Source organism: Picosynechococcus sp. PCC 11901, assembly GCF_005577135.1.
GTDB lineage: Bacteria > Cyanobacteriota > Cyanobacteriia > Cyanobacteriales > MRBY01 > MRBY01.
This window is the reverse complement of the sequence record NZ_CP040360.1, coordinates 767,126-793,910: the sequence shown is the minus strand read 5'-3', so window position 1 is coordinate 793,910 and position 26,785 is coordinate 767,126. Positions and strand designations below refer to the sequence as shown.

The window sequence follows — 26,785 nt, the reverse complement described above, 5'->3', positions numbered from 1 at the left end:
AATTAATCTGGACATGGTCGCAACCATGTCTTTTTTTTTCGGTCACTTTGGCAGAACTTTACAGCCCACTAACGGAACCTTAACGCGCCGATTAAACAACTGTGCCACGCTTCCCCTAGAAACTGCATTTCGTCATTGTGGCGATCGCCTCTCCCTGTGTCGTCATCCTTTTGGGAAGTCCTGTGAACAGCCAGCCAAACCTTCCACTCCCAAAGCCTTCTGCCCGATCAGAATCTGCGTTTGTCCCCAATCCGCTATGCTTGGTCGCCGCTCCCTATCTGGCGAAAAATCAAGGGCGATCGCGGTTTTTGTTTATTGGCGATGCCACCCAGCCCATTACCGCGATTGACGTTGATCCCAATATTTCCAGTCGCTACCAAATCCCCCGCGCCGCTGACCTGCCGATTGTGACCCCCTTTCGGTTAAAAATTTTGCATTTTAATGATCTACATGGACGCATCAGTCACCTTGCCCCAGAGGGAAATATCCCTGTTTTTTCGCGGCTTGTCTCCCGTTACCACCAGCAACAACGCAAGTATGCCAACAATCCCAAAGCTGGGGTGTTACTCCTTTCGGCGGGGGATGACATGGTGGGAACCCCCTTTGATGCGCTGGTTTCTGAATGCAACCATGCCTACGATCTGTATCAAACCTTGGGGGTCGATGCCGCCGCTTTGGGGAATCACGATCTCGATTTAGGCACCCATGCCCTCGCCAAAATGATTCAACGGTCGGGGGATTTTCCGGTGTTGTCGGCGAATCTGTTACCGCCAGCCCAGCTAAAAAAGGTCGTTTATCCGGCGGCATTACTGGATGTGAAGGGGGTACGGGTCGGCATTATCGGCTTAACCACCTCGGCGCAAATGAAGGGTTCCGATGCGCGCCATTTAACCTTTGTCGATCCGGTGCAAGTTGTCAAAAATCTTTTACCTGTGTTGCGTCCCTATTGCCACGTGCTGATTATCCTCAGTCATTTGGGCTATGACCTCCATTCGACCAGTGCCACGGTAGAGGGTTACGGCGATCGCCAACTGGCGGAACATTTACCCTCTGGCGCAGTGGATTTGATTATCGGCGGACACACCCACCACATTTTGAATGAAACCTGCCTCAATCAAGAAAATATCGTCAACGGCATTCCCATTGTGCAGGCGGGAACTTTAGGGCGGTTTTTAGGGGAAGTGACCATTACCCTGAGAGATGAGCAGCAGCCCGCCACTGTGACCAATGCCAAACTGTCTGTGACTGCCGATCTGCCCGTCGAGCGAACCTTTGAGCAAACCCAGATTGCCCCGATCATTACCTCCCTACACAAAAAACTGAATCACCCCTTGGGCATGGTCGCCGATCACCCCGATTTAGAAACCGACGTCGTTTTAAATGATTTTGCCAGCCATGAATCCGCCTTTGCCAATTTCATCACAGCAGGCATGGTGGCACAGGCACAAAAAAACGGTTACGAAGTAGATTTTGCCCTGACCGATGCGGCGGTGTTGTGCGCAGGTTTACCCCCAGCAACGTTGGTCTATGGCGATTGGTTTGCGGTGATGCCCCACGCCGATACGTTGCGTTTGTTTCAAATCACAGGGGCACAACTTTGGGATCTGTTGCAGGACAATGCACGGCGGGCAAATCGCTACGGTGAAGCCCACCTAGAACGGGGTTTTGTGCAATTTAGCGGGCAAATTCGCTACAAAATTCAGCTTGGTGAAAATCGCGCCGCAGCCCAAGCAACAGCTATTTTGGTGCGGGGTACACCGTTAAAAGATCAACTGGCGCATACTTTTACCTTTGTGACCCATAGTTTTATCCGGCAACCTGCCTGCCACTGGGAAACTAAATTTACCCAAAAGCATCTGGATATTGACTTGTTTAATCTCGATATCTTGCCCAGCAAAGATACGGAATTGCTGCTGCGGGAAGCTTTGATTACCCACATTAAAACCTATGGCGGCGTGACGAAAGCGGGGGGTCTATGGCGGGATGGACGGTTACAGATTGAGTTTGCCTAAAACGATTCCTAGTCAAATCTTAAACTAGGCTTGATCTGGGTTTGCTTTGATCGGAAATGTTTTTTTGCCGTCGCGTTTGGGTTGCCACCGATGAAAATTGTCATGTTCTCGATTAATCCCCTGTTTGGCGATCGCGTGCTGGGGGGCGCACCGAAACAGATTAAAAATATTTCGGTGTATCTGGGGGAAATGGGGCATGAGGTGGTGATTCTCTCGACCCGTTGTGCCGATAGTTGCGTTGAATTTCGCTGGCATGACAATGTGCTGGTTAAACCGATTTTGCGGTTCCATCAACCCTTTCCACAGCCCTACGCCATCCCCGCCTACGATATTGCGAACATGATGCAGGATGTGGCAGCTCACCTCGATGGGGCGGATCGCTTTTATATGCACGACGGCGAATTTCTCTTTCCCTATGCTTACCAGCACATTCCGACAGTGGTAGCCCTGCGGGATAACGTCTATCCGGAAACGATCCTTGGGGGATTTTTGTTTCAGGGCGATCGCCTGATTGCGGTGTCGGAATATTCGCGGCGATTTTATGCGGAGACAATGGGGCGATTTTTGCCAGAATTAAATGAGCGGCTATTAGTCGTTTCAACGGGCATTGATTGGGATATTTTTAAACCGACTCCACCGCAAGAAATTTTGGCGATTGTGCCTGTTGATCCGGCAAAAGATGCGATTGTGATTCATCCCCACCGCCCTGAACCCAGCAAGGGTTTACCTCAAACGATCGCCGTCGCTGATTTACTCGTCCACAAATACGGCATTAAAAATTTAAAAGTGCTGGTTCCCCGCTGGTTAGAGGTGAGCATTTCGCCGGAAGTGGCAGCCTTTTATCGGGAGATGGAAACGGAAATTAAAACCCGCAATTTAACGCAAAATTTCATTTTTCATGAATGGATTCCCCAGTCGTTAATGCCGCAATATTACAGTTTGGGTGCTGTCACCTTGGGCTTGGGTAATTTTGTTGAATCCTTTGGTAATTCTCCCTATGAATCCTTGGGTTGTGGCACACCAGCGATTGTGTCCCGTGTCTCGACCCATCGGGAATTGTTGCCCGATCATTTAATTGATAAAGTCCATTTTGGGGATGCAGAAACAGCGGCGGCGATCGCCGCGCAAATTATTATAGAAAAACGCAAAACTTCCCCCAAAACCCTTGCTTATCTCCACGAAAATTATGGCGTACAAAGCCAACTCGAAGGCTATGCCCAAGCGATTTTAAACGCGCAATGTCGTGACCCCCTCGCCTATCGTTATACGCCCATCACGGAGGAAACCAATTACCGTTTACCGTCGTGGTGTTACCTCTGGGAAGGGGGCATTTACCACGATTTTCTCGCCAAACACCAAACCATTCCCGCACTGCAAACTTTGCTCAGTGAATATCCTGAAGGGTTTACCCAAAAAGAGGCGATCGCCAGCGGCATTCCCCCCGCACAGCTTGAAACTTGGTATCGTGACGGTTATCTGATTGTTCAATAGTCCGCAATCTCAGCACTGATAATCTAACTGAAATTCAAAAAACAATTAATGTATTTCAAGATGGAAAAAATTCATAGCAGTTTAATGTTAGCTGGATCTACTGGTTGAGATTTTTAGACTGAAATTGAATTGAGATTTACTGTCAATTACTAGAAAATTTAGAGGCGTTGTTTTTACATCATGAAGCGATCGTTTTAATTTAAACGAAAAAAATATTGCTTTTCCCTTCATAAATCAAACAACAGGAAACATCGCTTGATAAGATAAGAGTTATCTCCCAAGGAATTGATACATAAAAGTTGGTTGTTGCACTTCCTGCCGCGACTTTCTTTCAGCCTATGTGCCATGTCAACAGCACTTCCATCACGGTTTCCAGTGCCCGAAATGATCGCCAGTTTGCTGCATCAACCGGTTATTGTTTCGCCTAATCTATCTCTCATTACATTGAGCGATCGCCTTTGTGCCGATCCTCAGCTTGTTGGTGTGCTGGTTATGGCTAACGAACAGCTCCTTGGCACCGTTTCTCCTGGGGATATTTTACGGGCGATCGCCCAGGGGGAAAATCCCCAAACGGCCACCGCCGCAGAGATTATGCAACGGCCTGCCCCGACCTATCCCGTGGCCGCCCTCGACCAAATTGAATCATTATGTCAATACTTCGCCGAGCAGCAGCTTGCTTGGCTAACCCTTGTGGATGAGCAAGGGAGACCAGTGGGAATCTTGCCTGGCGATCGCCTCGCCGAATTACGCCAACACCTCGACCCAGAACCAGCCGCAGCACCGGAATACAGTCACCATGAACTGAAATTTTTTGAAGAAATTCTTGAAAATGCCTTTGCTGGCTATTGGGACTGGGATTGTATCAACAATATCGAGTATCTCAGCCCCAGTTTTAAGCGGATGTTTGGCTATGCAGATCACGAACTGCCTAACCGCCCAGAATCCTGGCAAAAACTGATTTTTCCCGAAGATCTCCAGAAAGTTAACCACAACCTGCAACAGCACATTGCTAGCCACGGCGAAATTCCCTTCTGCAACGAAGTCCGTTATCGTCACCGAGATGGCTCCACTGTCTGGGTGCTTTGTTCAGGTAAGGTCATCGAATGGGATGCACAAGGTCAACCGCTGCGTATCATTGGCTCCCACATTGATCTGACTCCCTACAAACGCTTTGAAGAACGCCTCAAACGCAGTGAAGCCTCCCTCCAGGAAGCCCAACGCCTCGCCCATATCGGTAGCTGGGAAGTCGATCTAGCCACTGGTCATCTCTCCTGGTCGCCGGAACTGTTGCGGATGTTTGGCTTAAATATGGCCCAGGGGCCGCCCACCTACGATGAACATTGGGCTTTAATCCACCCCGATGACCAGGAACGCCTCAAACGCTGCGTTGAAACAGCGATGCGCACGGGCGAAAGCTATGTGGTGCAATACCGTGCCCAACTGACCAATGGCCAAATTTTCTACCATGAGGCGAGGGGGAGTAGTCAAAAAGATGCCTCTGGCAAAACCATCCGTTTTTTTGGGACTGCCCTCGATATTACGGAGCGAGTCTTGGCAGAACAGGCTCTCCGGGAAAGTGAACTCCGTTGGCAATTTGCCCTAGAGGGTTCTGGGGATGGGGTCTGGGATTGGAATGCCCAAACAAATCATGTCTTTTTTTCGCGGCAGTGGAAAGCGATGTTGGGCTACGGCGAGGCGGAAATTGGTGACACCCTGATGGAATGGGAAAGTCGTCTCCACCCAGATGATTTGGCAATGACTTATCAAGCCATCCAGGCTCACCTTGATGGCCGGACAGAAACCTATCGCAGTGAACATCGGGTGCGGTGCAAAGATGGTTCCTACAAGTGGATTTTAGACCGGGGCAAGGTGATCGAATGGACGCCGTCAGGGGAACCCCTGCGGATTATTGGTACCCATAGTGACATTGGCGATCGCAAACAGGCGGAGCAGGCGTTGATTGATGCCAAAGAAGCAGCAGAAGCGGCCGCCCATGCCAAAAGTATGTTTTTAGCCACCATGAGCCACGAAATTCGGACGCCCATGAATGGCATTATCGGAATGCTCAATTTATTGCTCTATAGCGAAGAGCTCACCACAGAACAGCAAGAACACGCCCGCATCGCCCTTTCTAGCGCCGAATCTTTACTGATCTTGCTGAACGATATTTTGGATTTCTCGAAGATGGAAGCCGGCAAGTTGCAACTAGAAACGGTGGATTTTGATCTTCATCAATTTTTTGAAAATTTTGCCAAGTTGATGGCGTTTGCGGCCCAGGAGAAAGGTCTCAATCTCATTTTTGATTTACGGGGTTTGCGGCACGGTTCTATCCAAGGGGATCCTGGGCGTTTACGACAAATCTTGACGAATCTGGTAAGCAATGCCATTAAATTTACCAACCAAGGGGAGGTGATGATTCGCTGTCAAACGGAGCGGGTTGGCGATCGCCTCGATTTTACCTGCTCAGTGACGGATACTGGCATTGGCATCGCCGCTGAGAAATTGAACGATCTTTTCGAGCCTTTTACCCAGTTAGAAGCAGGAACCACCCGGCGTTATGGTGGCACGGGTCTCGGTTTGGCGATTACCCAGCGTCTTTGTCAGGTGATGGGGGGCACCATTGAAGTGGTTAGTACCCCAGGGGAGGGGAGCTGTTTTACCTTCACCCTAGGGTATGGGGCGGGGCGTTCTCAACTGTCGCGGATGACCGCCGATAGCTTGCAGGGGCTAGAGATCCTCATCGTCGAAGAGCAACAAACCCAACGGGAAATTTTGCGCGATGAACTCCAAGCCTGGGGCGCCACTGTCCAAGCCGCAGCCAATGGCCAAGAGGCGATCGCCCTTTGGCAAACCCAGCCCCCCACCACCGCAACGCCCCTCCTGATCTTGGATCATTCCCTGAGGGAGATCGATGCCCTGACCCTCGCCCAAAATCTCCAACAGCTTTACCTCCAAAAAACCTGCCAGTTACTGCTGCTCACCACGTTTCCCTACAGCCCCACCGATCCCCAAAGCTTCCCCCAACTCACGGCAACCCACCACCTCGTCAAGCCGATTTTATCCCGTCCTCTGTGGCAGGCCTGTCGGCGTTTCTGTGAAAATTTCGCCCAGCCAAACGCTAGAACCTCAGATTCTGGTTCCCAACCTAGCGCAAGCAAACAGGGCCAAAAAATCTCGGCCCGCCTCCTCCTCGTGGAAGATAACCCCGTCAATCAAATTATTATTCGGAGCCTCTGCCAACAGTTTGGTTTTTCCGTCGATGTCGCCCCAGGGGGCACAGAAGCCCTACGGCTGCTCCAAGCAACCCCTGAAAATCAACCCTATCGTTTAATTTTGATGGATTGCCTCATGCCCAAGATGAATGGCTTTCAAACGAGCCAACATATTCGCCGGGGTGGTGGCGGCGATCGCCACCGGCAGATACCGATCATTGCGCTCACCACCACCCTAGGAGAAGCCAACCAAGAGCAGTATTTAGCAGCAGGCATGAACGACTACCTCAGTAAACCCCTCAATCCCCAAACCCTCCGAGAAACTCTCAATCACTGGTTACAGGAACAGTCCCCGACGGGCTAACTTGACCCAAGATTTTTCGCCCAGAAAACAAAAAAAAGCACCCCGGAGGGTGCCCAATGCAGATAATGAATCTTTAAAAGGGTTTAGGAAAAATTACATCATTCCCATGCCAGGCATTCCCATGCCGCCCATGCCACCCATACCGGGCATACCACCACCCATGTCAGGGGCGGGCGCTTCGGGTTCGGGCTTCTCAACGACGAGGGCTTCGGTTGTGATCACCATTCCAGCGATGGAGGCTGCATTTTGCAAAACAGAACGGACAACCTTCGCCGGGTCAATGATGCCAGCGGCAATCATATCGACATATTCGCCAGTGGCCGCGTTGTAGCCAACGTTGAAGTCACTGGTACGAACCCGTTCTACAACCACAGAACCTTCGGCACCCGCGTTATCAGCCAATTGGCGGAGGGGCGCTTCTAGGGCGCGGGAAACGATATCGACACCGAGCTTCTCTTCGTCGCTACTGAGGCTTGCCTTTACTTCAGCGACCTTTTCAGCGAGGTGAATTAGGGTCGTGCCACCACCGGGAACAATGCCTTCATCGACAGCGGCTTTGGTGGCGTTGAGGGCATCTTCGATGCGGAGTTTGCGGTCTTTGAGTTCAGTTTCAGTGGCTGCACCGACTTTAATCACGGCAACACCACCAGCAAGCTTAGCGATCCGCTCCTGGAGTTTCTCCATGTCATATTCGGAGTCGGTTTCAGCCAGTTGCTTACGGATTTGGCTAACGCGGGCGTCAATGTCAGCTTTGCTACCGCCACCGGAAACGATGGTGGTTTCTTCCTTGCTGATGGTGATTTTTTCGGCATTACCGAGCATATCAAGGTCAATGGCTTCGAGGCTGAGGCCCACTTCTTCGGAAATGACCCGACCGCCGGTGAGGACAGCGATGTCCTGGAGCATTTGCTTACGGCGATCGCCAAAACTGGGAGCCTTGATTGCGGCGGCATTGAGGACACCACGGGCTTTGTTCACAACGAGGGTCGCCAGGGCTTCCCCTTCAATGTCTTCGGCAACAATCAACAAAGGACGACCGGAACGGGCTACCTGTTCGAGGGCGGGCACGAGGTCGGCGATCGCCGAAATTTTCTTGTCGGTGATCAGGATGTAAGGATTTTCAAATTCAACGATTTGCCGTTCCTGATCGGTGACGAAATAGGGGGAGATGTAACCGCGATCCAGTTGCATTCCTTCAACTACATCCAGTTCAGTGGCGAGGGACTTGGACTCTTCCACGGTGATCACGCCATCTTTGGTGACTTTGGCCATGGCTTCAGAGATCATCCGGCCTACTTCTTCGTCATTCCCGGCAGACACAGCGGCCACCTGGGCGATCGCCTCTCCTTCAACGGGCTTGGCGATCGCGGCAACTTCCTTCACGAGGAACTTCACTGCCGCATCGATACCCCGGCGCAGGGCCACGGGATTTGCCCCAGCCGTCACATTTTTCAAACCTTCGCGGATCAACGCTTGGGCCATAACGGTGGCAGTGGTCGTGCCATCCCCAGCACTGTCATTGGTTTTCGCTGCCACTTCCCGGATTAACCGCGCCCCCGTATTTTGGAGCGGATCACTAAGTTCAATATCCTTCGCAACGGTGATCCCATCATTCACAATTTGGGGCGCACCATACTGCTTTTCGAGGAGTACATTCCGACCCTTGGGGCCGAGGGTGATTTTTACCGCATCGGCAAGGGCATTAATCCCTGCTTCGAGGGAGCGTCTAGAGTCATCCTTGAAAGAGACAATCTTAGCCATAGGAGTTTGCGTTATAAAGTTTTACGTCACTAGCAAATTTAGCACTCCTAGGGGGCGACTGCTAATGTTTTCTGGTTTCGGCGATGCAAACGGGCCAAAAGCGCTCTAAAAAAGCTTTTCAAGCAATTTGTCTTTTGTGGCTACATATTTTCTTTAAAAAATCAAGTGAGGGATCTCATACCTTTCCCCCCAATGAACCGAAACCCTACCCCCTACTTTTTCTCGGACTGATCTGTGGATTGGGTTAATTTGGCGATCGCCGCCTTGGCCCGTTGGGGTTGACCCCAGAGAATCGTTTCCTGTTTATAAATGCACATTCCTGGTTTGGCCCCCTTGGGTTTATAAACGTGCTTGGGTTTTGTATAAACAATGGGCACCTGATCGCTTTGGCTGGCGCGGCTGTAATAGGCTGCAAAATCCGCCGCCCATTGCAATTCCGCCTCATCGGGAACTGCACCGGGTTCTAGTCGTAATAAAACATGGCTACCGGGGATTTCTTGGCTATGGAACCAAAGATCATAATCATTGGCCACCCGAAACGTTAGATGATCATTTTGTTGGTTATTGCGCCCGATCCAGAGTTCTGATCCTCCTGGGGTGCGGTAAATATGGGGTTTAGAAACCGCTTGTTTAGCAGTAGGTTCTCGGTTGGTTTTGAGGTAACTCCCGTGGATCAATTCTGCCTGAATTTCCTGTAAAGCTTCCAAGTCAGTGGCATTTTCGTAACTCGCAATTTGTCCCAAACTGGCTTCAATGTGTTCGAGGTAATGAATTTCTGTTTCTACTTCCTTTAAAAGTGGTTGCACAATGTGATTTGCCCGCTTTAGTTTTTGGTGTTGTTTATAAAAAGCCTGGGCATTTTGGACAGCATTTTTATCCGGTTGGAGGGGAATTTTAAGGCGATCGCCTGAGGCAAAATCCGTTAGGGCAATTTCAGTTAAACCCGGTTGCCACTCATGCAAATAGGCCATGAGTAAATCGCCGTATTGACGGTATTGATCCGCTTCGGTGGATTCTGTGAGGCGCGTTCGGAAAAGTTGGGCCTTTTGCTGCAATTTTGCCAACAGGAGACTAACTTTCTGGTTGAGTTGGTGGTGCAGTTGTTGGAATTGTTGTTGATTAAGGCGGCTTTGATAATAGTGATTGAGAGTTGGCTGTAGGGGCAAACAAAATTCATCCGACTGCCAGGTGACCACTTGGTATTGGTTGTCCTGGAGCGTCAGGCAAAACTGTCGCTGTTCTAGGCAAGCAAGCCACCGTTGCCATTGCTGAAAAAGACTTTCCCAATCGTTAGCGGTGAGGGTATCCGTCGTTTGCTCAGGGGTTAACTGGGCCGCGCCAATCATCCCTTCTAGAAGAATAGGACTCACGCCCCGGTAATTTTCGAGGATTTGTTTTTTCAGGGATTTGGGTAATAGGGCGATTCTTTCTTGCCAGCGTTCAAAGGATTCTGTAGGGCTGGGCGCTGTTTTCGTCAGGGCTGGGGGAAATTCGTAGGGTTGGCCAGTTTGGACGGGGCGGACGGTGGAGCGATCGCCACTAATTTGTTGGGCCGTAGTGACAATTTGCTGATCGGCATTGGCGAGGATTACGTTGCTATGTTTCCCCATAATTTCGACGTACAAATGCCATTGGGGGACTTCTCCAGGGCGGCGACCAAACTGAAAATCCACCACCCGTTCCCAGGGTTGGATCAGTTCAATTCCCAGCAAGGCCGAACCTTTGATGAGGTGGCGCAGTTGGTCGCTAAAGGTAAAGGTATCGGGATCTCTGGGGGGGCGATCGCCTAAATGCATTCTGGCGGCCTGGGGGTGCCAAGATAACCAGAGCCATTCCCGTTTTTCGAGGGTGCGCAGGGCTAAACAGAGGGTTTGTTTGTCGTATTGATAAACCTGTTCGAGGCGCGCCGGCACCCAGTCCCGCTGTAATTCCGTGACCAGGGCCACCAAGGTTGTGTAGTCTACTGCCTGAATTTTCATTGCTGCTCGATTCTCCCCAATGCCGATGCCACGGATGCGCAGTCTTGGATCTTAGGGGCTTTCGCTAAAACTATCCAGGTAAGCGCCGATATATTTTTTCATTCGTTCGATGAAATAGGCCGAAAACAGTTCCCCATAGTCTGCTTCTACGAGGGCGATCGCCTCATTTAAACGGTGATGACCACAGGCGATAAACTGCGCCGTAGAAATGGCATGGAACTGCGATTCTGCCCCAGGCAGATTATTTTTAAACGCATCAATGTAGAGTCCCCGCACCCGCCGCACATAGTCTGTTTCCCAATCGCTAAATTCAACAGTGCCGATGCTGGGAAAGGTCAATTCTACATTTTTCATAAAGCCCATCACCATGTTCATACATTGCCGGGTCTGCTCGATGGGGAGCGCTTGGGCCGCGCCACGCCGATAGGCCCATTGGGTAATGCCGTTGGTCACTTCTAGGGCACGTAGTTTTGCTAGTTTATCCAGGGTTTCCGTCGGGAAGCGATCCAGATCTTGCAATTGCTGTTCAATTTCGGCTTGAAAACCAGCAAAATCCGCCGCAAAAAATTCCTTGAGTTCGTAAATTTCCGCTAACTTCTGCCAGTTAATCTGTCGCTGTGGTGCCATAATCATGCCTCAAGCTTCCGTGCAAAATCTACCATTCATCCCGCCGTCGCCGTTGGGGTGCAGTCCATTCCAACTCCGCTAACTCTGGGTCTTCTTCCAGTTCAATTTGCCACACTTCCTTAAAGGGATTGACAACTTTTAGAATGGCATCGCCGACAAAATCTTTGACAAACTCATCTTTTTTACTGAGCTTAAATTGCTCCTGCACTACTTCCGTGATCCCGCCATCGCCCCAATCCTGATCGTGACGAAAATATTCAATGAAACTTTTGCCCGCGATGCGCGTGAGGTAGGCGGCTGTTACCCCCTGGATTGCTTTGCCCACGAGGTATGTAGCAATGTTTGTTTGGAGAATTTTTGCAAGGATTTCCACCGCCCCTTTAACAACCCCTAAACTGACCAGGGTTTTGCCGAGAGAAACAGCTAATTCTTTACCGCGATCGCCATCGATTTCGCAGCCATACACCCGACCAATTTCCATCACCATCTGGGCATTCACCGCCGCCGTCGCCAACATATCCACCACGGGCAGAGGGGTTACAGCAATTACTCCAGCGCCAATCCACTGGTAGCGTTCAATCACCTGTTCGGCCTGTTTTTTCCGTTGGTGTTCAATGATTTTGCGGGCTTCTTCCCCCAGGCGTTGGGATTGTAGAAGAAGATTATCTGCTAACAAATCATCCCCTTCGGCCCGCAGCACCACCGCTAAACGTTTCACTAAGGGCATCACGTCCGGCTCTGGGGTAAAAATTTCGCCATCCTCTAGTTCTACGGGTTGGGGATTGGCACAGACTAAAACCACGTCCTGGGGAGTGATCAGGTGTTGTACTTTTTCCTTGAGGCGATCGCCAATCAATTGTTGATCAGCATCTGCGTAAACATCGATTTTGTTAAACACCAACAGCGATCGCTTGCCAATTTCAGCCAATTCACAGAGGGGATCATATTCCGATTGCCGCAGATCGTTATCGACCACGAAAATCAGCAGATCCGCATTGGTTGCCAACTCCCGCGCCAGGCGATCGCGTTGAATGCCCGCTTCCCCCGCTTCTAAAATCCCCGGCGTATCTGTGATCAAAATCTGCCGATTCACCCCTTTTAGTTTTAGGCGATAGGTCTGGCCCGTCTGGGTAGTGCCCATGGTCGCTTCGACGTTACCCACCATTTGCCCAATTAGCGCATTCACCAAAGATGTTTTCCCCGCCGATCCCGTACCAAAAACAGCCACCTGGAGCTCTTGTCGCTCAAAATTCGCCTGAATTTCCTGGGAACGGTTCAGGAGGACTTTCTGGGCCACTTTATCTTGGATTTGGTTGACTTGCTGTTGAATGGTGCGTAGATTTGCCGCCGCCACCTCTGTTTTTTCCGTGGGTAGTTGGGGCTGATAATTGACAACTTTCCGGGGCGATCGCGGTTTTCGTTTGCGACCAAAGAGGTTGAAATAGCGCCAAAACGTCCAGAGAATTAAGCCAATTAGGGCAATAAGCACCAAAATCAGCAGATTTGCCAGAAATGGCGCCGTAAAGGACACCTGGAGATAGAGACGGTAGAGGGAATTCACCAACCACAACATCAGCCCCAGAATAATACTCAGGCCAATGAAAAATAAGGTGAGGCGAATCGGGTGCATTAACGCGCAAACTCTCTGAAAAACCTGATGACCATCATAGCTTGTCCCCCTTCGCTGAGGATGCTGTAACCCTTAGTTCACTTGACTCCCATTGTTTGTTTCCGACTGTTTGGTCACCATTGATCTTGGTGATAGGCATCAAATGCTAGACAAGGGAGTGTTGGTTAGAACCAGAGGCGATCGCCTTTTCCCTTTTGGCAACCCAACAGTTGATATAAGAGAATGGAGCAAAAGCAAATTCTGACCCTGCAGACATAACCCCATCACCACAAACTCCTATGAAACGTGATTCCTACGGTGCTTTAGCGGGCGCATCGATCCCCGCCGCCATCCTCAGAGCCTCGGCCACCCTCAAACTCGCCGGTAATATTGGCTTCTGGGTACAGATTATCCTCGGTGTTGTCGCAGCGCTAATTCTCCTCTTTGCCAGTGCGAGCCTAGTCGGCAGTGATGCCACCAACGCCAACCAAGATATTCGCTTTAGCCAGGGAAGCAGCTTTGGGCTATTCTGTGCTGCCGGCGGTCTCATTGCCCTCATCGTGAGTATCTTTTTCTTCTTCCGCTATAAAACCATTGCCCGACTGATGCTCGCGGGTGATAGCTCCCTCCGGCCCAAGAAATCCTACACCATTCAAACCATTAAATTTGGTCTCTTGGCTAACCTCCTGGGCATGATGTTTGCGATCATTGGTGCCGAAGCCTTCGTGGGGCTCGTCCTCGGGAAATCTTTGACCATTCCCCAGGGGGCCGTTTTTTCCAATACATCCCAGCTCATTCAACCGAAAGATCTATTTATCATCCTGGCGAATACCCACACGATCGCCTCCCATTTCACAGGGATTGTCATTGCCCTCTGGCTCCTCGATCGATTGAATAAATAATGTCCTCACCGTTCCCGATGTGACCTATGCAACGCACCCGACTCAATCTCCTCCTGGGGGCAACCCTTGGGCAATTTACCAGTTTTTTTCAAAATCCATGGCGCAAGATGGCCTTGCTCGCCATTTTTCTCCTTTTTGGAAACTTTGTTGCGACGGTTTTTCCGCCGGCTATCGGCCAAGCCATGGCTTGGGATCCGATAGTTGCCATTGGGATCATTTTTTTGGCTGAAGTGAGTAATTTTCTCTACTATAGGCAAGGCGATCGCCAAACCATTGCCCAAAAAGCGGCCACAAACCCCACTGCGCCCCAGAGCCGGCTCTTATTTCAACTGATGCATGTCTTCAAAATTGGGCTCCTGTATGGCCTCACTGTTTCTGCCGTTAACGTCGGTTCGTAGCGAATGTTACCAGAGCTTGCCAAGGGGGAGAAACCGTATCAGAATCAATTGTTCTAGGCATCAACCAAAAATTTCCCCTGTGCTAGAATCAACTCTACATAGGGACTAGCAGCAGGTAAAAAACAGGTCATGTTTGAACGCTTCACAGAAAAAGCTATTAAGGTGATTATGCTCGCCCAAGAGGAAGCGCGTCGCCTTGGTCACAACTTCGTTGGTACGGAGCAAATCCTCCTCGGTCTCATTGGTGAGGGGACTGGCGTTGCCGCTAAGGTACTCCGGTCTATGGGGGTTAATCTCAAGGATGCCCGCATTGAGGTAGAGAAAATTATCGGGCGGGGTTCCGGCTTTGTGGCCGTTGAAATTCCGTTCACGCCCAGGGCAAAACGGGTCTTAGAACTCTCCCTCGAAGAAGCTCGCCAATTGGGTCACAACTACATTGGTACGGAGCATTTGTTACTAGGCTTAATCCGTGAAGGGGAAGGAGTTGCTGCCAGAGTCCTCGAAAATTTAGGGGTTGACCTCTCCAAGGTACGTACCCAGGTAATCCGGATGCTCGGTGAGACCGCAGAAGTCGCAGCGGGTGGCGGTTCTTCCCGGAGTAATAAGACACCGACCCTAGATGAATTTGGCTCGAATCTGACCCAACTGGCCAAAGACAGCAAGCTTGATCCCGTCGTTGGTCGTCAAAATGAAATTGAACGGGTGATTCAAATCCTTGGTCGCCGCACGAAAAATAATCCGGTACTGATTGGCGAACCAGGGGTCGGGAAAACGGCGATCGCCGAAGGTCTGGCCCAAAGAATTTCCAATGGGGATGTGCCTGACATTCTCGAAGAAAAGCGCGTTGTCACCCTCGATATTGGTTTGCTGGTTGCGGGCACGAAATACCGGGGTGAATTTGAAGAACGCCTCAAAAAAATCATGGACGAAATTCGCCAAGCCGGGAATGTGATCCTGGTGATTGACGAAGTTCATACCCTAATCGGTGCGGGTGCTGCGGAAGGGGCGATCGATGCCGCCAATATCCTCAAGCCTGCCCTCGCCCGTGGTGAACTGCAATGTATCGGTGCCACCACCCTTGATGAATATCGCAAGCACATTGAGCGGGATGCAGCCTTAGAACGGCGCTTCCAACCCGTAATGGTTGGTGAACCTTCCGTCGAAGAAACCATCGAAATTCTCTTTGGTCTGCGGGAACGCTATGAACAGCACCACAAGCTCAAAATCCTTGATGAAGCCCTCGATGCAGCGGCAAAATTAGCCGACCGTTACATCAGCGATCGCTTCTTGCCCGACAAAGCCATTGACTTGATCGATGAAGCGGGTTCCCGTGTTCGGTTGATTAATTCCCAACTGCCCCCTGAAGCCAAGGAACTCGATAAAGAATTGCGCGATGTCCTGAAGCAAAAGGATGAAGCGGTGCGCTCCCAAGACTTCGATAAAGCGGGTGAATTGCGCGATCGCGAAATGGAAATCAAAACCGAAATTCGGGCGATCGCCGCCAGCCAAAAAGAGAAAAATAGCGACATCGATGCCGTGGTTGATGCCGAAGAAATCGCCCACATCGTCGCCTCTTGGACAGGGGTTCCCCTCAACAAACTTACCGAGAGCGAATCCACCAAGCTTCTCAACATGGAGGATACCCTGCACCAGCGGCTGATTGGTCAAGAGGATGCCGTCAAAGCAGTGTCCCGTGCCATTCGTCGCGCCCGCGTTGGCTTGAAAAACCCCAACCGTCCCATTGCTAGCTTCGTCTTCTCTGGCCCCACTGGGGTTGGTAAAACCGAGTTGACTAAGGCTTTAGCTGCCTACTTCTTCGGTTCTGAAGATGCGATGATTCGCCTCGACATGTCTGAGTTCATGGAGCGGCACACCGTTTCTAAACTAATTGGTTCCCCTCCCGGATACGTCGGTTATAACGAAGGCGGCCAGTTAACCGAAGCCGTTCGTCGTCGTCCTTACACCGTTATTCTCTTTGACGAAATCGAGAAGGCACATCCCGACATCTTCAACATGCTGCTGCAAATCCTTGAAGATGGACGCTTAACCGACGCGAAGGGGCGCACCGTCGACTTCAAGAACACCTTGATTATCTTGACCTCCAACATTGGCTCCAAGGTTATTGAAAAAGGTGGTGGTGGCCTCGGCTTTGAATTTGGCGAAGATGCGGCAGAATCTCAGTACAACCGGATCCGCTCCCTGGTCAACGAAGAGCTCAAGCAATACTTCCGTCCAGAGTTCCTCAACCGTCTCGATGAGATTATTGTCTTCCGTCAACTCAACAAAGAAGAGGTTAAAGAAATCTCCGAAATCCTCCTTAAGGACGTCTTCAAGCGCCTGACTGAGCAGGAAATTGAGTTGCAAGTTACCGACAAGTTTAAGGAGCGACTCGTGGAAGAAGGCTACAACCCATCCTATGGTGCCCGTCCGTTACGTCGCGCGATTATGCGCCTGTTAGAGGATGTCCTCGCTGAGGAAATTCTTTCTGGCCGCGTTGGTTCTGGTGATACGGCGATCGTTGACATCAATGAAGAAGGTAAAGTGGCCGTCAGTAAAGCGGCAAAACCTTTGGAATTAGCCAAGCAACCTGGTTAACTGTGACCAATCCATAGCCTGTCGATAACCCTAACGTTAATTAAAACCTAAGATGCCAAGAGGAGCTTTCGGGCTCCTTTTTTGTGGCTTGGTTATACGCAATCTAAGTAGAATCCTTAAGTTTTTCTGATTTTTTCGAGAAAATTTAGGAATTAATGTAACAATAGTTACAGAAAAAAGTTTTGAGGCACAGTGAGGAAATCTCTATGAAATTGACATATCGTGGTGTTTCCTATGATTCTCTTCCCGCAACCTTAGAAGTGACAGAAGGGGATATCTTAGGTCGTTATCGTGGACAAACGGTGCGGCGACACTGTGTAACGCAAACAGTTGATCGTCCGGATGTTGAGTCAGTACTTCTCCACTATCGGGGTGGCACCTACGCGATTCAGCAACCTGTGGTTAAGGCGACGGCCCAACAGCAACAGGAAGCGGCCGCTGCAGCTTGTCCGGTACGAGTCCCACAGCTCTCTAAATTAATGGGTCAAGACGCCCGGCGTGTGCACCTAGAAAATATGCGCCGCAGCTTAGAACGGCGGATCCGCACGGCCCAAGCCCAGGGGGATGAACAACTGATTACCCTGCTGCAACAGGAATCTAATGCTTTATCCTCGGTGTAAGTTGTGATTTTGATTTAAACTCTTTCTGACTCTGGTGATAGAACAAGGTAAATCTCCCCAGTAGTCGTAACAGTAAGAATAATGAATATTAGTTGGAAGTGGATGGAAGCTGCTTCCTTTTTTATTGGAAAAATGGTCGGCGATCGCCTTGGGTCAGGTTTCCTTCTTCGGGAATAATGGGAATCAAGGTGTTTTGGAAGTAACCATGCGCATTTTGTTGGTAGACGATGAACGGGAATTACGGGGCGCCCTTAGCCAAGTGCTCCAACGGGAAGGGCATACCGTAGCATTGGCAGAAACTGGCCAGCAGGGGTTAGAACTGGCCTGCGATCAAGAGTATGATCTACTGATTTTGGATTGGATGTTGCCGCAATATTCGGGGGTTGAAATCTGCCAACGGGTGCGATCGCTAGGCCGCACAACGCCTATTTTATTTTTAACGGCCAAGGATACGGTGGACGACCGGGTTTCTGGTCTAGATGCTGGTGCTGATGATTATTTAGTCAAGCCCTTTGAGTTGCGGGAACTGCTGGCCCGGGTGCGGGCGTTATTAAGGCGATCGCCGGGGGGAGAGCCACCTAATCGTTTAAAGATCGCCGATCTCGAATTAGATATCGCCAACCAAATGGCCTACCGTGCTGGCCGGGCCATTCGCCTCTCGGATCGGGAGTTGCAACTCCTGAGCTATTTTATGGAGCACCCAGCTCAACTTCTGACCCACGAGCAAATTTATCAACACCTCTGGCAAGATGGCGATGAATCTCCTAGCAGTAATGTGCTGGCGGCTCTGGTACGCTTGCTACGACGCAAGGTAGAAGCAAAAGGCGATCGCCCTCTAATCCACACCATTTACGGAAAAGGATATTACTTTGGCGAGCAGAATACCTAGGGAGCTGTTTCCTTCTTTTGAATGACAGGGGGAGCCGGCACATCAACATTCGTAGGAGCTGGTCTTGGGGCCGCAGGCGGACTCGGTGGCGTTGCGGTGGATGCAGGTCGATTATTCCTCGGTAAGGGGGCAAGGGGAGGCACAGTATCCGCCGGATCAGTGAAGTCAAAGGCCGGTGCTGGGGGTTTAATTTCATTGTCGACCACAGCTTTATTATCATTGCTCGTCGGTGTTGTCGCCGCTGCCTCTGGGGTTGGGCGCTCATCAGAGGATGCTTCCGTGGTCTCTTGTGCTTCTGAATTTGTGGTGCTGGTTTTTTCTTCTGTATCTGTGGCAACGACCTTCGTTTTTTTCGCGCCCCCTTGGATTGGTTCTGCGGCAATAGAACCGACGCGATTATTTAAATTTGGTAATTTGGGAAAGTCTTCCACCGTCATGGCCGCTGCAATTTGACGCATTGCATCACCCCAAAGGCGCGCCGCTGTACTACTGGCTCCCCAGGTGGGTTTATTATCGTCATTGCCGAGCCAAACCCCTGTTACCATTTGGGGGATGTAACCAATAAACCACAGGTCTCGCGCCTGATCAGAGGTGCCTGTTTTCCCGGCCACTGGACGACCAATATTCGCTTGGCTGCCGGTACCGCTACTCACGACATTGCGCAGCATATAGGTCATGATGGCGGCACTATCAGAATCGATAGCTTGGATCGGTTTGCGGTTCGCTTGGTAAACGACCTTGCCATTGCGATCAAGAATTCGACTAATGCCATACACAGGCTGATAAGCGCCACCATTTGCGAGGGTGCCATAGGCGGCGGTTAGCTCTAGTAAATTTACTTCCCAGGCACCTAAAGCTAAGGAATAGGTGGGCTTCATCTCCGATTCAACGCCCATGCGGTGGGCGAGATTAATGATCGGGTCCCAACCCACATCGAGCATCACACTCAAGGCGATGGTGTTGATCGATTTTGTCAGGGCTTCTGTGAGGGAAACGGCTTGATTGCTGACGGTACCGGAATAGTTTTTCGGACGGTAGCCATCAATGGCAAATTCTTGGTCAACATAGGTTGCATTGGGAGACATCCCAGAGGCGATCGCCGCTGCATAGACAAACATTTTGAAGGTCGAACCCGGTTGCCGTTGGGCTTGGGTGACGCGGTTATATTGATTATTTTCAAAATCTAAACCCCCAACCATCGTTTTAATCTGGCCACTGCGGGGATCGATGCTCACCATCGCCGCCTGTTCAAAGCGTTGATAACGTCCGTAGTTCGTAATTCCTTCCGCCACAACCGCCTCTGACCACTCCTGCCATTGAGGATTTAAGGTCGTTTCAATGACAAAACTGCCCGTTTCCAACTGCTCTGGGGAAAGGTACCGTTTCAGTTCTGCCTTCACATAATCAGCAAAATAGGGGTATTTGCGCAGTAAACGTTGGGGCGTTTGCCGATTCGTTTCAATGGGGGTGGCGATCGCCGTTTCATACTCGGCCTGGGAAATATAACCCTCTTCCCACATCCGCTCTAGCACCTGATCCCGCCGTACCGTCGCCGCCTGGAGATTAACAAACGGTGAATATAAACTGGGGGCTGGCGCTAAACCCGCAATCATCGCCGTTTCCCCTAGGGTCAACTCTTCTAAATTTTTACCAAAATAAACCCAAGCCGCATCCGAGACACCATAGGCCCCGGAGCCTAGATAAACTAAATTTAGATAACTTTCTAGGATTTGCTCCTTGGAGAACTGTTCTTCTAATTTTGTTGCCAAGCGCATTTCCTTGACCTTACGCGCTAGGGTCATTTCCTGGTTCAAAAAGACAATACGCGCCACCTGCTGCGTAATGCTACTGCCCCCTTCTACGACTCTGCCTGCCCGAAAGTTCATGTAGGCGGCCCGTGCGACCCCCTGTAAATCCACCCCAAAATGTTCATAGAAGCGTCGGTCTTCACTGGCAATAAACGCCTCGGTTAAAGTCGTTGGTACGGCCCAGATTTTGACTCGGTCATGGGAAACAGGCCCCACCTCTTCAATGACACTGCCATCGGCTGCTTGAATGGTAAGGGTGCCAGGACGTGTATAAATTAAGATTTCATCGACATTTTCCGGCACCAGTGCCTCTAGTTCCTGCCAGCCCCGGTAGATGAGAAAACTGCCGCTGCCAACCCCAAGCACAAGTCCCGCCAATAGCCAAAGCCGCCAACGCCGTTTTTTTGATTTTCGCTGTGGCTTTTGGGGCGATGCGCCGTTATCTGTAGTGGTTTGTGGTAATTCTCCCTCGCCCATGGCCACCATTTCAGCACCTTGTAAGTCATGGTCAGAGCTAGCCCCAGGTTGTGACCCACTCTGCAATTGATTGGTGTTGTCTTCTAGGGGTTGAGACACTGACTTTCTGACAAAATTAAACACGCCGAAATCCTCTAAGCATGGCTCGAATTACGCGATATGTATGATGCATCGCAGTCTTTGATTCGGAGCCAGTTTAACAAATGTGCTCGAATATTCCAGACAGTCTATAGCAAATCGCAACGATTGTACCAGGCCAATGATGAGGTTATTTTATTGTTTGATTAGTTTTTCAGTTAAGCGGGTAACGCGATTCGAACGCGCGACATTCACCTTGGCAAGGTGACGCTCTACCGCTGAGCTATACCCGCTTGTGTGCTGAGCACGTATACAACTATGCCAAGAAAAAACGAAGATGTCAAGGGTCTCGTTGATTTTTTTTGAGATCCCGTTGGCGATCGCCCCAACGCTTAAATTTTTCCCATCAGACTCGCCATTTCTAAAGCACTGAGAGCGTAGCCCCAACCGAGATTATTCTTAATCCCGGCCCGTTCGAGGGCCTGCTGCATGGTATCTGTGGTCAGGACGCCAAAAATAACCGGTACGCCTGTTTGGAATGCCGCCGCCGCAACTCCCTTGGAAACTTCAGCCGCAACGTAATCAAAGTGGGGAGTATCGCCCCGAATCACCGCCCCAAGACAAATGATGGCATCGTATTTACCAGAATCAGCCAGTTTTTTGGCGACTAAGGAAATTTCAAAACAGCCGGGCACCCAAATGTAATCGATTTGCGCTCCTTCTGGATCGGTATTGACTCCATGGCGACGGAGACAGTCTTGGCAGCCTGCGAGGAGCTTGCTTGTTACCAGGTCATTGAAACGACCGATGACGATCGCCAATTTGAGCGCTTGGGTGTTGTCGTTATAGGTTCCTTCAAAGGTAGCCATAATGGATTTGTAGAGAAAAGGTGTAAAGGGGGAAATTAATAAAAAAATTAAGGTGCAATCACGCTGAGGTTGCCAACGCAGAAGATTGCACCTTGGGGGAGATCAGGGCCGTCCTGATCGCCAAACATAGGAATGTGCGTGGTTAGATCACGAAAAAATTCAGGACACCGACGGCAATGACCAGAACAGTCCAAGCAATGGAACCGACAAAAATCAATGATTTGGACTGTTCCCAGTTGGTGGGGGAAGCATAGGCAACGGGAACACCAATTACCATCAGGAACGAAAGGGCCACGAGGGCAGCAAGGGCAAGTTGGAATAAAATAGTCATTTTTTAAAATTCTCCCAAGACAGCAAGCAAATGGGGTTTATGGGCTTAGGATGCCAAATAAGGTTTTGAAAATCCTAAAGTTTTCATTGTTTATAGTAAGCTACCAGAAAATTGACCTTCTCTGGTAGATGGGGCCGCAAGTGATTCTCAAAGAAGGCATTCTCGGTGAGAATGGGAAAGCTTTTCGCTTTTTATTGTATTTTTTTAATTCCTAAAAGATTGTGACTGATTCTCCTCGAAAGTCTCGTTCGCTAGCTGGTATTGCGGGGGTTGTGGCGATCGCCACCCTGATTAGTAAGGTATTCGGCTTGGTGCGAGAGCAGGCGATCGCCCGGGCATTTGGGGTGGGGCCAGTGGTCGATGCCTATGCCTATGCCTACATTATTCCGGGCTTTTTGCTCATTCTGTTGGGGGGAATCAATGGGCCGTTCCACAGTGCCCTCGTGAGTATCTTGGCCAAGCGAGATCAAAAAGATGCTGCGCCCCTCGTAGAAACGGTTTCTACCCTGGTGACGGGGGGACTCCTGTTGATCACCGTTTTGCTGGTGGTCTTTGCGGGATTTTTCATTGACTTGGTAGCCCCAGGCTTAGAGGGAACGGTGCGGGAGTTGGCGATTTTGCAGTTGCAGATTATGGCTCCGTTGGCGGTCTTTGCGGGTCTGATTGGCATTGGTTTCGGGGTGTTAAATGCCTCGGATCAATATTGGCTACCGGGGATTAGCCCGTTGTTTTCGAGCCTCAGTGTGGTGATCGGGGTCGGCAGCTTGATCTGGATTTTGGGGGAACAGGCCAGCGCCCCCGAATATATGCAGTTGGGCTGTATTGTCCTCGCTGGAACGACCCTCGTTGGTGCGGTTTGGCAGTGGCTCGCCCAGGTGTTTGCTCAGTGGAAATCGGGTTTGGGGACTCTGCGGCCTCGGTTGGATCTGAATATTCCAGGGGTAAAAGATGTGATGCGGGTGATGTTACCCGCCACCTTGTCTTCGGGGATGCTGCATATCAATGTTTATACGGATATGTATTTTGCCTCCTACATTGAGAGTGCGGCGGCGGCGATGCGCTACGCCAATTTCATCGTCCTTACGCCCCTGGGGATTATTTCCAACATGATTTTGGTACCGTTGTTGCCTGTGTTTTCGCGGTTGGCGGCCCCAGAAAATTGGGACGATTTAAAGATTCGCATTCGTCAGGGTTTGTTGCTCACGGCCCTTTCGATGTTGCCCCTGAGTGCAATTTTTGTCTCCCAGGCGCGGACGATTATCCGGATTATCTACGAATACAATGCTTTTGCGGCGGAAGCGACGGCCATTGTTGCTCCAGTCTTGATGGCCTATGGGATAGGGATGTTTTTCTACCTCGGACGGGATGTGTTGGTGCGGGTTTTCTATGGCTTGGGGGATGGGGTCACGCCGTCACGGATTAGTGTTTTTAATATTTTTTTAAACGCGTTTTTAGATTTTATTTTGGTAAACCAATTCCAGACACCGGGTTTAGTCTTTGCCACGATTGGGGTCAATGTCTTTTCTATCGTCATGATGCTTGGGATCTTAAATCGTCGCCTCGGCGGATTGCCCTTGGGAGAATGGGGCTTGAATTTGCTGGGCTTAACGGGGGCAGCGATCGCCGCTGGATTTGTGAGCTGGGGAATTTCTCTGGGGGTAGAATCCTTGAGTTTTGGCCAAAACCTCTATGTGCAGGGCTTGGAATTATTCGTGGCGATCGCCTTTTCCTTAGCCGTTTTCTTTGGCCTCGCGAGTTTGTTGAAACTGCCAGAACTCGAAATCCTTTGGCAACGCATCAAAGGCAAACTCAAGCGGGGTTAGGAGCAAAAGTTTGAGGGGATTTGGTTTATTAAAACCCCTGGTTTGTTTGGCGAGACAGATAAAGATTAAAAATGGAGAGAACAAAAATCACCAGGAACAACACCAGGCCAATGGTGCAAGCATAGCTAATCTCCAGATTTTGAAACGCCTGTTCATAGAGGTAATAGACCACCGTTTTTGAAGCGTTCAAGGGGCCTCCCTGGGTCATCACGTAAATTTCTTCAAAGACTTTTGTCGCCGAAATCGCCGAAATCACTGACACCAGCAAAATATAGGGACGCATCAAGGGCACTGTAATATCTAGATGTTTGCGCCAGCCGTCCGAACCGTCTAAGGAAGCTGCTTCATACAGTTCCGGGGAAATCGCCTGCAATCCTGCCAGATAGATCACCATGTAATAGCCCAGTCCTTTCCAAATGGTCACCAACATCACACTCCAGAGGGCGAGTTTCGGATCCGTGAGCCAAGGAATCCCGTCCCCTAAACCGACTTGCTTCAGGAGTTGATTAAAAAAACCATTGGATGCATACAAGGCGCGCCAGGCAATCCCCGCCACGACCAGAGAAACGATCACTGGCGTATAAAAGGCCGCCCGAAACCAAGTAATCCCCCGGAGACTCTGGTTCACCAGAATTGCTAGGGCTAAGGAAAAACTTACCAAGATCGGCACGACTCCAATTAAGTACAACACCGTATTACCCAAGGTTTTCCAAAACAAATCATCCTGGAGCAGCAGGGCAAAATTTTTAAACCCGATCCAGCGGGGAGTTTGGGTCAGATCATATTGATACTCTGTGAAACTGAGGTAAAACGCTTGGAGGGCCGGGAGGGCTACCGCTAAGCCCAAAATGGCAAGGGCCGGTAACAAAAACAGATATGGCATCAGGAACTTAGTTGAAAGTTTCATGGGGAATACCGGGGCGCAGAATCAAAATGTATCTTAAGGCAAAAATCCAAGGTTGCCTGACCTAGACTGCAATTTAGGGTCGTCCCTCGAACCAAGGAGAAGCGCCAATTTGTTAAGCTAAAGGTGATCGTTATTCATCATTTTTCAGCCCCTGTGGAAAATTTCCCTGGAAAATTCTATGGCCCGTTTCAATCGACGAACTGTTAAGCGTTTATATCGCAAGGAGCCAGTGTCTAGCTTCTTGATTGTGATGGGTTTAATCGAAGTGGTCATTGGGGGCGTCGATGAGCATTGGGGTCTATTTACCATCGGTTTGGGATTTGTATTGGGGGCGATCGCCATTCGCTGGTCTCGCATTCGTCGCGATCAACGGGATCTCAACCGGGTTTTACCGCGTCGTTATTTACCCCCCACAGAAGTGAATGTCCCGCTTCCCCAGTTGATGAACGAAAGACAACGCTAATGGCAACGGCAGATTATGGCCTCAAAATTGGGACAGTGGCCCAGCAGAGCGGTTTACCGGTAAAGACGATTCGCTACTATGCGGATCTGGGTTTGTTAAGCACGGTGATGGGGCGATCGCCAAAGGGTTATCGACTCTTTTCGGCGGCAGTATTGGCTCGCTTGGCATTTATTAAACGGGCCCAGTCCCTCGGTTTAAGCCTCGAAGATATTGGCAAAATCCTGACAGTGCGCGACCAGGGTAGCTTGCCCTGTGGGGTGATTAAAGAATTATTAGAAGCACAACTCCAAGAAATTAATCAGCAAATGGCCGCCCTGACGATCCTAAAGGGGGAATTACAGGGTATTCTGTCTGGTTGGCAAGATTTTTCTGATCAGCCCCAGCCTCCATCGACCATTTGTCCGAATTTGCAATGACCCCCCTCCAACAACGCTGGTTTGCACAACTCCAAGAACACCGGGCGATCGCCGTCATTCGGGCCTCGGACTGGCAACTGGGGATAAGAATGGCTACCACCGCCATTGCTGGGGGATTACAACTCATCGAAATCACCTGGAACAGTGACCAGGCCGGCCGCATCATTGCAACCCTGCGGGAACAGTTCCCCCAGGCAATTATTGGTACAGGCACCATCCTCACTCCCACAGATTTAAAAGAGGCGATCGCCTGTGGGGCCACCTTCGCTTTCAGCCCCCACAGTGACCAGGAGTTAGTTGATATTGCTCACCACCAGGATATTCCCATGGTGCTAGGAGCCTTAACCCCCAGCGAAATCTACCAGGCCTGGCGTTGGGGTAGTGATGGCGTCAAGGTATTTCCCATTAAAGCCGTTGGTGGCGCTAGTTTTATCCGTTGCCTCCAAGCCCCTCTACCCCACATTCCTCTGATTCCCACTGGGGGCGTTAGCCTCACCAATGGCCCAGACTTGATCCAAGCCGGGGCGATCGCCGTTGGTCTGTCGAGTGATCTTTTTCCGCCTGCAATGCTAAGGCAACAGGAATGGCAACACCTGAGCCAACGCCTCCAGCAACATCACCCCAGTCAATGGTAAACATCATAAAAAAACGACCCCCATAAATGGCGATCGCTATACTGATTTGTGCAGATTAATTCTTAGGAAAATTTAAGCCTCTTCGTCGGCACCCAGTTGCTTGAGATGAATATGCTTGCGACCTAAAGAAATTTCAAATTCATCACCAGGCTGAAGACCCATCTTTTTTGTGTAGGCAGACCCAATCAAAAGATTCCCATTGGACTGTACACTAATACGATAGGTGGCAGCGCGACCACCCCGACCTTGGGCATTTGTATTGCTATCTAACTGCACCCCTTCTGCTTCGATGAGGGCGTTATAGAACTTCATCATATTGACACGTTCAACCCCATTCTTGGTGATCGTGTAATAGCCGCAAGCTCTAGCTTTTTCTTCTTTACTGTGGTTTTCAAGCTCCTTAACTTTTGCGAGCAGTGCGTCACCGGTCAATGTTTCAATCTTTTTCTTTGTAGCCATTTACTTATTACGAATGAATGACGATAAATGAGAGTTATGGGATGAAGCCTGCGAATTCTT

General features: G+C 50.3%; 22 protein-coding genes and 1 tRNA gene. 13 read left to right on the top strand and 10 right to left on the bottom strand.

The genetic code is table 11. The features are described from left to right. Nucleotides 1–25 precede the first annotated feature (25 nt). From FEK30_RS17050 to FEK30_RS04780, 4 genes are all read left to right on the top strand, one after another. Nucleotides 26–349, top strand: coding sequence for a hypothetical protein (locus tag FEK30_RS17050; protein WP_255447960.1), 324 nt, complete (start codon nucleotides 26–28; stop codon nucleotides 347–349). Then, on the top strand, nucleotides 261–2,012 hold the full coding sequence (locus FEK30_RS04790; RefSeq protein ID WP_255447959.1) for a bifunctional metallophosphatase/5'-nucleotidase: 1,752 nt from the start codon (nucleotides 261–263) through the stop codon (nucleotides 2,010–2,012). Before FEK30_RS17050 ends, FEK30_RS04790 begins: the two co-directional genes overlap by 89 nt. 90 nt (nucleotides 2,013–2,102) lie before the next feature. Continuing rightward, a complete protein-coding gene (locus tag FEK30_RS04785) occupies nucleotides 2,103–3,503 on the top strand; it encodes a glycosyltransferase family 4 protein (RefSeq protein WP_138072100.1) in 1,401 nt (466 codons plus the stop codon). A gap of 345 nt (nucleotides 3,504–3,848) precedes the next feature. Beyond that, nucleotides 3,849–7,079 (top strand): PAS domain-containing protein, encoded by a 3,231-nt coding sequence (locus tag FEK30_RS04780; protein WP_138072098.1) that lies wholly within the window; start codon nucleotides 3,849–3,851, stop codon nucleotides 7,077–7,079. Between the two features lie 93 nt (nucleotides 7,080–7,172). Here FEK30_RS04780 and groL read toward each other — a convergent pair whose 3' ends face one another. From groL to FEK30_RS04760, 4 genes are all read right to left on the bottom strand, one after another. After that, complete coding sequence (groL, locus tag FEK30_RS04775; protein ID WP_012305785.1) at nucleotides 7,173–8,840, bottom strand: chaperonin GroEL; 1,668 nt, start codon at nucleotides 8,838–8,840, stop codon at nucleotides 7,173–7,175. A gap of 212 nt (nucleotides 8,841–9,052) precedes the next feature. Continuing rightward, nucleotides 9,053–10,813, bottom strand: a complete 1,761-nt coding sequence (locus FEK30_RS04770; RefSeq protein WP_138073742.1) for an Rqc2 family fibronectin-binding protein — start codon at nucleotides 10,811–10,813, stop codon at nucleotides 9,053–9,055. A gap of 57 nt (nucleotides 10,814–10,870) precedes the next feature. Continuing rightward, complete coding sequence (locus FEK30_RS04765; RefSeq protein WP_168191116.1) at nucleotides 10,871–11,446, bottom strand: hypothetical protein; 576 nt, start codon at nucleotides 11,444–11,446, stop codon at nucleotides 10,871–10,873. Between the two features lie 28 nt (nucleotides 11,447–11,474). Next, on the bottom strand, nucleotides 11,475–13,076 hold the full coding sequence (locus FEK30_RS04760; protein WP_030006721.1) for a YcjF family protein: 1,602 nt from the start codon (nucleotides 13,074–13,076) through the stop codon (nucleotides 11,475–11,477). 278 nt (nucleotides 13,077–13,354) lie between these two features. Here FEK30_RS04760 and FEK30_RS04755 point away from each other — a divergent pair, with 278 nt between their 5' ends. From FEK30_RS04755 to rppA, 5 genes are all read left to right on the top strand, one after another. Beyond that, the gene (locus FEK30_RS04755; protein WP_012305781.1) at nucleotides 13,355–13,957 is read left to right on the top strand and encodes a DUF3611 family protein; all 603 of its coding nucleotides are present in this window, start codon (nucleotides 13,355–13,357) and stop codon (nucleotides 13,955–13,957) included. Between the two features lie 26 nt (nucleotides 13,958–13,983). Further along, nucleotides 13,984–14,355: a DUF565 domain-containing protein gene (locus FEK30_RS04750; RefSeq protein WP_138072094.1), complete on the top strand. Its 372-nt coding sequence runs from the start codon at nucleotides 13,984–13,986 to the stop codon at nucleotides 14,353–14,355. A 129-nt stretch (nucleotides 14,356–14,484) separates the two neighbouring features. Continuing rightward, the gene (locus FEK30_RS04745; RefSeq protein WP_062431746.1) at nucleotides 14,485–16,950 is read left to right on the top strand and encodes an ATP-dependent Clp protease ATP-binding subunit; all 2,466 of its coding nucleotides are present in this window, start codon (nucleotides 14,485–14,487) and stop codon (nucleotides 16,948–16,950) included. A gap of 206 nt (nucleotides 16,951–17,156) precedes the next feature. Next, complete coding sequence (locus tag FEK30_RS04740; RefSeq protein ID WP_012305778.1) at nucleotides 17,157–17,570, top strand: DUF4278 domain-containing protein; 414 nt, start codon at nucleotides 17,157–17,159, stop codon at nucleotides 17,568–17,570. Between the two features lie 205 nt (nucleotides 17,571–17,775). Next, on the top strand, nucleotides 17,776–18,459 hold the full coding sequence (rppA, locus tag FEK30_RS04735; protein ID WP_030006723.1) for a two-component system response regulator RppA: 684 nt from the start codon (nucleotides 17,776–17,778) through the stop codon (nucleotides 18,457–18,459). Here rppA and FEK30_RS04730 read toward each other — a convergent pair. The 4 genes from FEK30_RS04730 to psbZ all read right to left on the bottom strand — a co-directional run bounded on the left by FEK30_RS04730 (nucleotide 18,456) and on the right by psbZ (nucleotide 22,022). Beyond that, nucleotides 18,456–20,843, bottom strand: a complete 2,388-nt coding sequence (locus tag FEK30_RS04730; protein ID WP_255447958.1) for a transglycosylase domain-containing protein — start codon at nucleotides 20,841–20,843, stop codon at nucleotides 18,456–18,458. The two genes, rppA and FEK30_RS04730, sit on opposite strands and share 4 nt — an antisense overlap. 200 nt (nucleotides 20,844–21,043) lie before the next feature. After that, a tRNA-Gly gene (locus tag FEK30_RS04725) sits at nucleotides 21,044–21,115 on the bottom strand. 99 nt (nucleotides 21,116–21,214) lie between these two features. Then, on the bottom strand, nucleotides 21,215–21,691 hold the full coding sequence (ribH, locus tag FEK30_RS04720) for a 6,7-dimethyl-8-ribityllumazine synthase (RefSeq protein ID WP_012305775.1): 477 nt from the start codon (nucleotides 21,689–21,691) through the stop codon (nucleotides 21,215–21,217). Between the two features lie 142 nt (nucleotides 21,692–21,833). Next, nucleotides 21,834–22,022 (bottom strand): photosystem II reaction center protein PsbZ, encoded by a 189-nt coding sequence (gene psbZ / locus FEK30_RS04715; RefSeq protein WP_012305774.1) that lies wholly within the window; start codon nucleotides 22,020–22,022, stop codon nucleotides 21,834–21,836. Nucleotides 22,023–22,243: 221 nt separating this feature from the next. On the opposite strand from psbZ, the gene murJ reads away from it, so the two are divergent. Continuing rightward, nucleotides 22,244–23,845, top strand: coding sequence for a murein biosynthesis integral membrane protein MurJ (gene murJ, locus FEK30_RS04710; protein ID WP_138072090.1), 1,602 nt, complete (start codon nucleotides 22,244–22,246; stop codon nucleotides 23,843–23,845). 28 nt (nucleotides 23,846–23,873) lie between these two features. Here murJ and FEK30_RS04705 read toward each other — a convergent pair whose 3' ends face one another. Beyond that, nucleotides 23,874–24,752, bottom strand: coding sequence for a carbohydrate ABC transporter permease (locus FEK30_RS04705; RefSeq protein WP_138072088.1), 879 nt, complete (start codon nucleotides 24,750–24,752; stop codon nucleotides 23,874–23,876). A gap of 178 nt (nucleotides 24,753–24,930) precedes the next feature. Here FEK30_RS04705 and FEK30_RS04700 point away from each other — a divergent pair, with 178 nt between their 5' ends. From FEK30_RS04700 to FEK30_RS04690, 3 genes are read left to right on the top strand one after another with little or no spacing between them, the layout of a single operon-like run. Beyond that, complete coding sequence (locus tag FEK30_RS04700; protein ID WP_012305771.1) at nucleotides 24,931–25,215, top strand: hypothetical protein; 285 nt, start codon at nucleotides 24,931–24,933, stop codon at nucleotides 25,213–25,215. Continuing rightward, nucleotides 25,215–25,631, top strand: a complete 417-nt coding sequence (locus tag FEK30_RS04695) for a heavy metal-responsive transcriptional regulator (RefSeq protein ID WP_138072086.1) — start codon at nucleotides 25,215–25,217, stop codon at nucleotides 25,629–25,631. Before FEK30_RS04700 ends, FEK30_RS04695 begins: the two co-directional genes overlap by 1 nt. Beyond that, on the top strand, nucleotides 25,628–26,266 hold the full coding sequence (locus tag FEK30_RS04690) for a bifunctional 4-hydroxy-2-oxoglutarate aldolase/2-dehydro-3-deoxy-phosphogluconate aldolase (protein WP_138072084.1): 639 nt from the start codon (nucleotides 25,628–25,630) through the stop codon (nucleotides 26,264–26,266). The genes FEK30_RS04695 and FEK30_RS04690 overlap by 4 nt, the downstream gene beginning before the upstream one ends. Before the next feature lie 72 nt (nucleotides 26,267–26,338). Here the strand turns inward: FEK30_RS04690 and FEK30_RS04685 are convergent, their stop codons facing one another. Then, the gene (locus FEK30_RS04685) at nucleotides 26,339–26,725 is read right to left on the bottom strand and encodes an AbrB family transcriptional regulator (protein ID WP_138072082.1); all 387 of its coding nucleotides are present in this window, start codon (nucleotides 26,723–26,725) and stop codon (nucleotides 26,339–26,341) included. Nucleotides 26,726–26,785: the final 60 nt, after the last annotated feature.

Excerpts from the sequence above, each read along its gene's own strand:
- FEK30_RS04760 (WP_030006721.1), bottom strand. The coding sequence starts at position 13,076 with ATGCACCCGATTCGCCTCACCTTATTTTTCATTGGCCTGAGTATTATT.
- FEK30_RS04765 (WP_168191116.1), bottom strand. The coding sequence starts at position 11,446 with ATGGCACCACAGCGACAGATTAACTGGCAGAAGTTAGCGGAAATTTAC.
- FEK30_RS17050 (WP_255447960.1), top strand. The coding sequence starts at position 26 with ATGTCTTTTTTTTTCGGTCACTTTGGCAGAACTTTACAGCCCACTAAC.
- ribH (WP_012305775.1), bottom strand. The coding sequence starts at position 21,691 with ATGGCTACCTTTGAAGGAACCTATAACGACAACACCCAAGCGCTCAAA.
- FEK30_RS04780 (WP_138072098.1), top strand. The coding sequence starts at position 3,849 with ATGTCAACAGCACTTCCATCACGGTTTCCAGTGCCCGAAATGATCGCC.
- FEK30_RS04690 (WP_138072084.1), top strand. The coding sequence starts at position 25,628 with ATGACCCCCCTCCAACAACGCTGGTTTGCACAACTCCAAGAACACCGG.
- FEK30_RS04695 (WP_138072086.1), top strand. The coding sequence starts at position 25,215 with ATGGCAACGGCAGATTATGGCCTCAAAATTGGGACAGTGGCCCAGCAG.
- rppA (WP_030006723.1), top strand. The coding sequence starts at position 17,776 with ATGCGCATTTTGTTGGTAGACGATGAACGGGAATTACGGGGCGCCCTT.
- psbZ (WP_012305774.1), bottom strand. The coding sequence starts at position 22,022 with ATGACTATTTTATTCCAACTTGCCCTTGCTGCCCTCGTGGCCCTTTCG.
- FEK30_RS04745 (WP_062431746.1), top strand. The coding sequence starts at position 14,485 with ATGTTTGAACGCTTCACAGAAAAAGCTATTAAGGTGATTATGCTCGCC.
- FEK30_RS04705 (WP_138072088.1), bottom strand. The coding sequence starts at position 24,752 with ATGAAACTTTCAACTAAGTTCCTGATGCCATATCTGTTTTTGTTACCG.
- FEK30_RS04685 (WP_138072082.1), bottom strand. The coding sequence starts at position 26,725 with ATGGCTACAAAGAAAAAGATTGAAACATTGACCGGTGACGCACTGCTC.
- FEK30_RS04740 (WP_012305778.1), top strand. The coding sequence starts at position 17,157 with ATGAAATTGACATATCGTGGTGTTTCCTATGATTCTCTTCCCGCAACC.
- FEK30_RS04750 (WP_138072094.1), top strand. The coding sequence starts at position 13,984 with ATGCAACGCACCCGACTCAATCTCCTCCTGGGGGCAACCCTTGGGCAA.
- FEK30_RS04785 (WP_138072100.1), top strand. The coding sequence starts at position 2,103 with ATGAAAATTGTCATGTTCTCGATTAATCCCCTGTTTGGCGATCGCGTG.
- FEK30_RS04755 (WP_012305781.1), top strand. The coding sequence starts at position 13,355 with ATGAAACGTGATTCCTACGGTGCTTTAGCGGGCGCATCGATCCCCGCC.
- groL (WP_012305785.1), bottom strand. The coding sequence starts at position 8,840 with ATGGCTAAGATTGTCTCTTTCAAGGATGACTCTAGACGCTCCCTCGAA.
- FEK30_RS04700 (WP_012305771.1), top strand. The coding sequence starts at position 24,931 with ATGGCCCGTTTCAATCGACGAACTGTTAAGCGTTTATATCGCAAGGAG.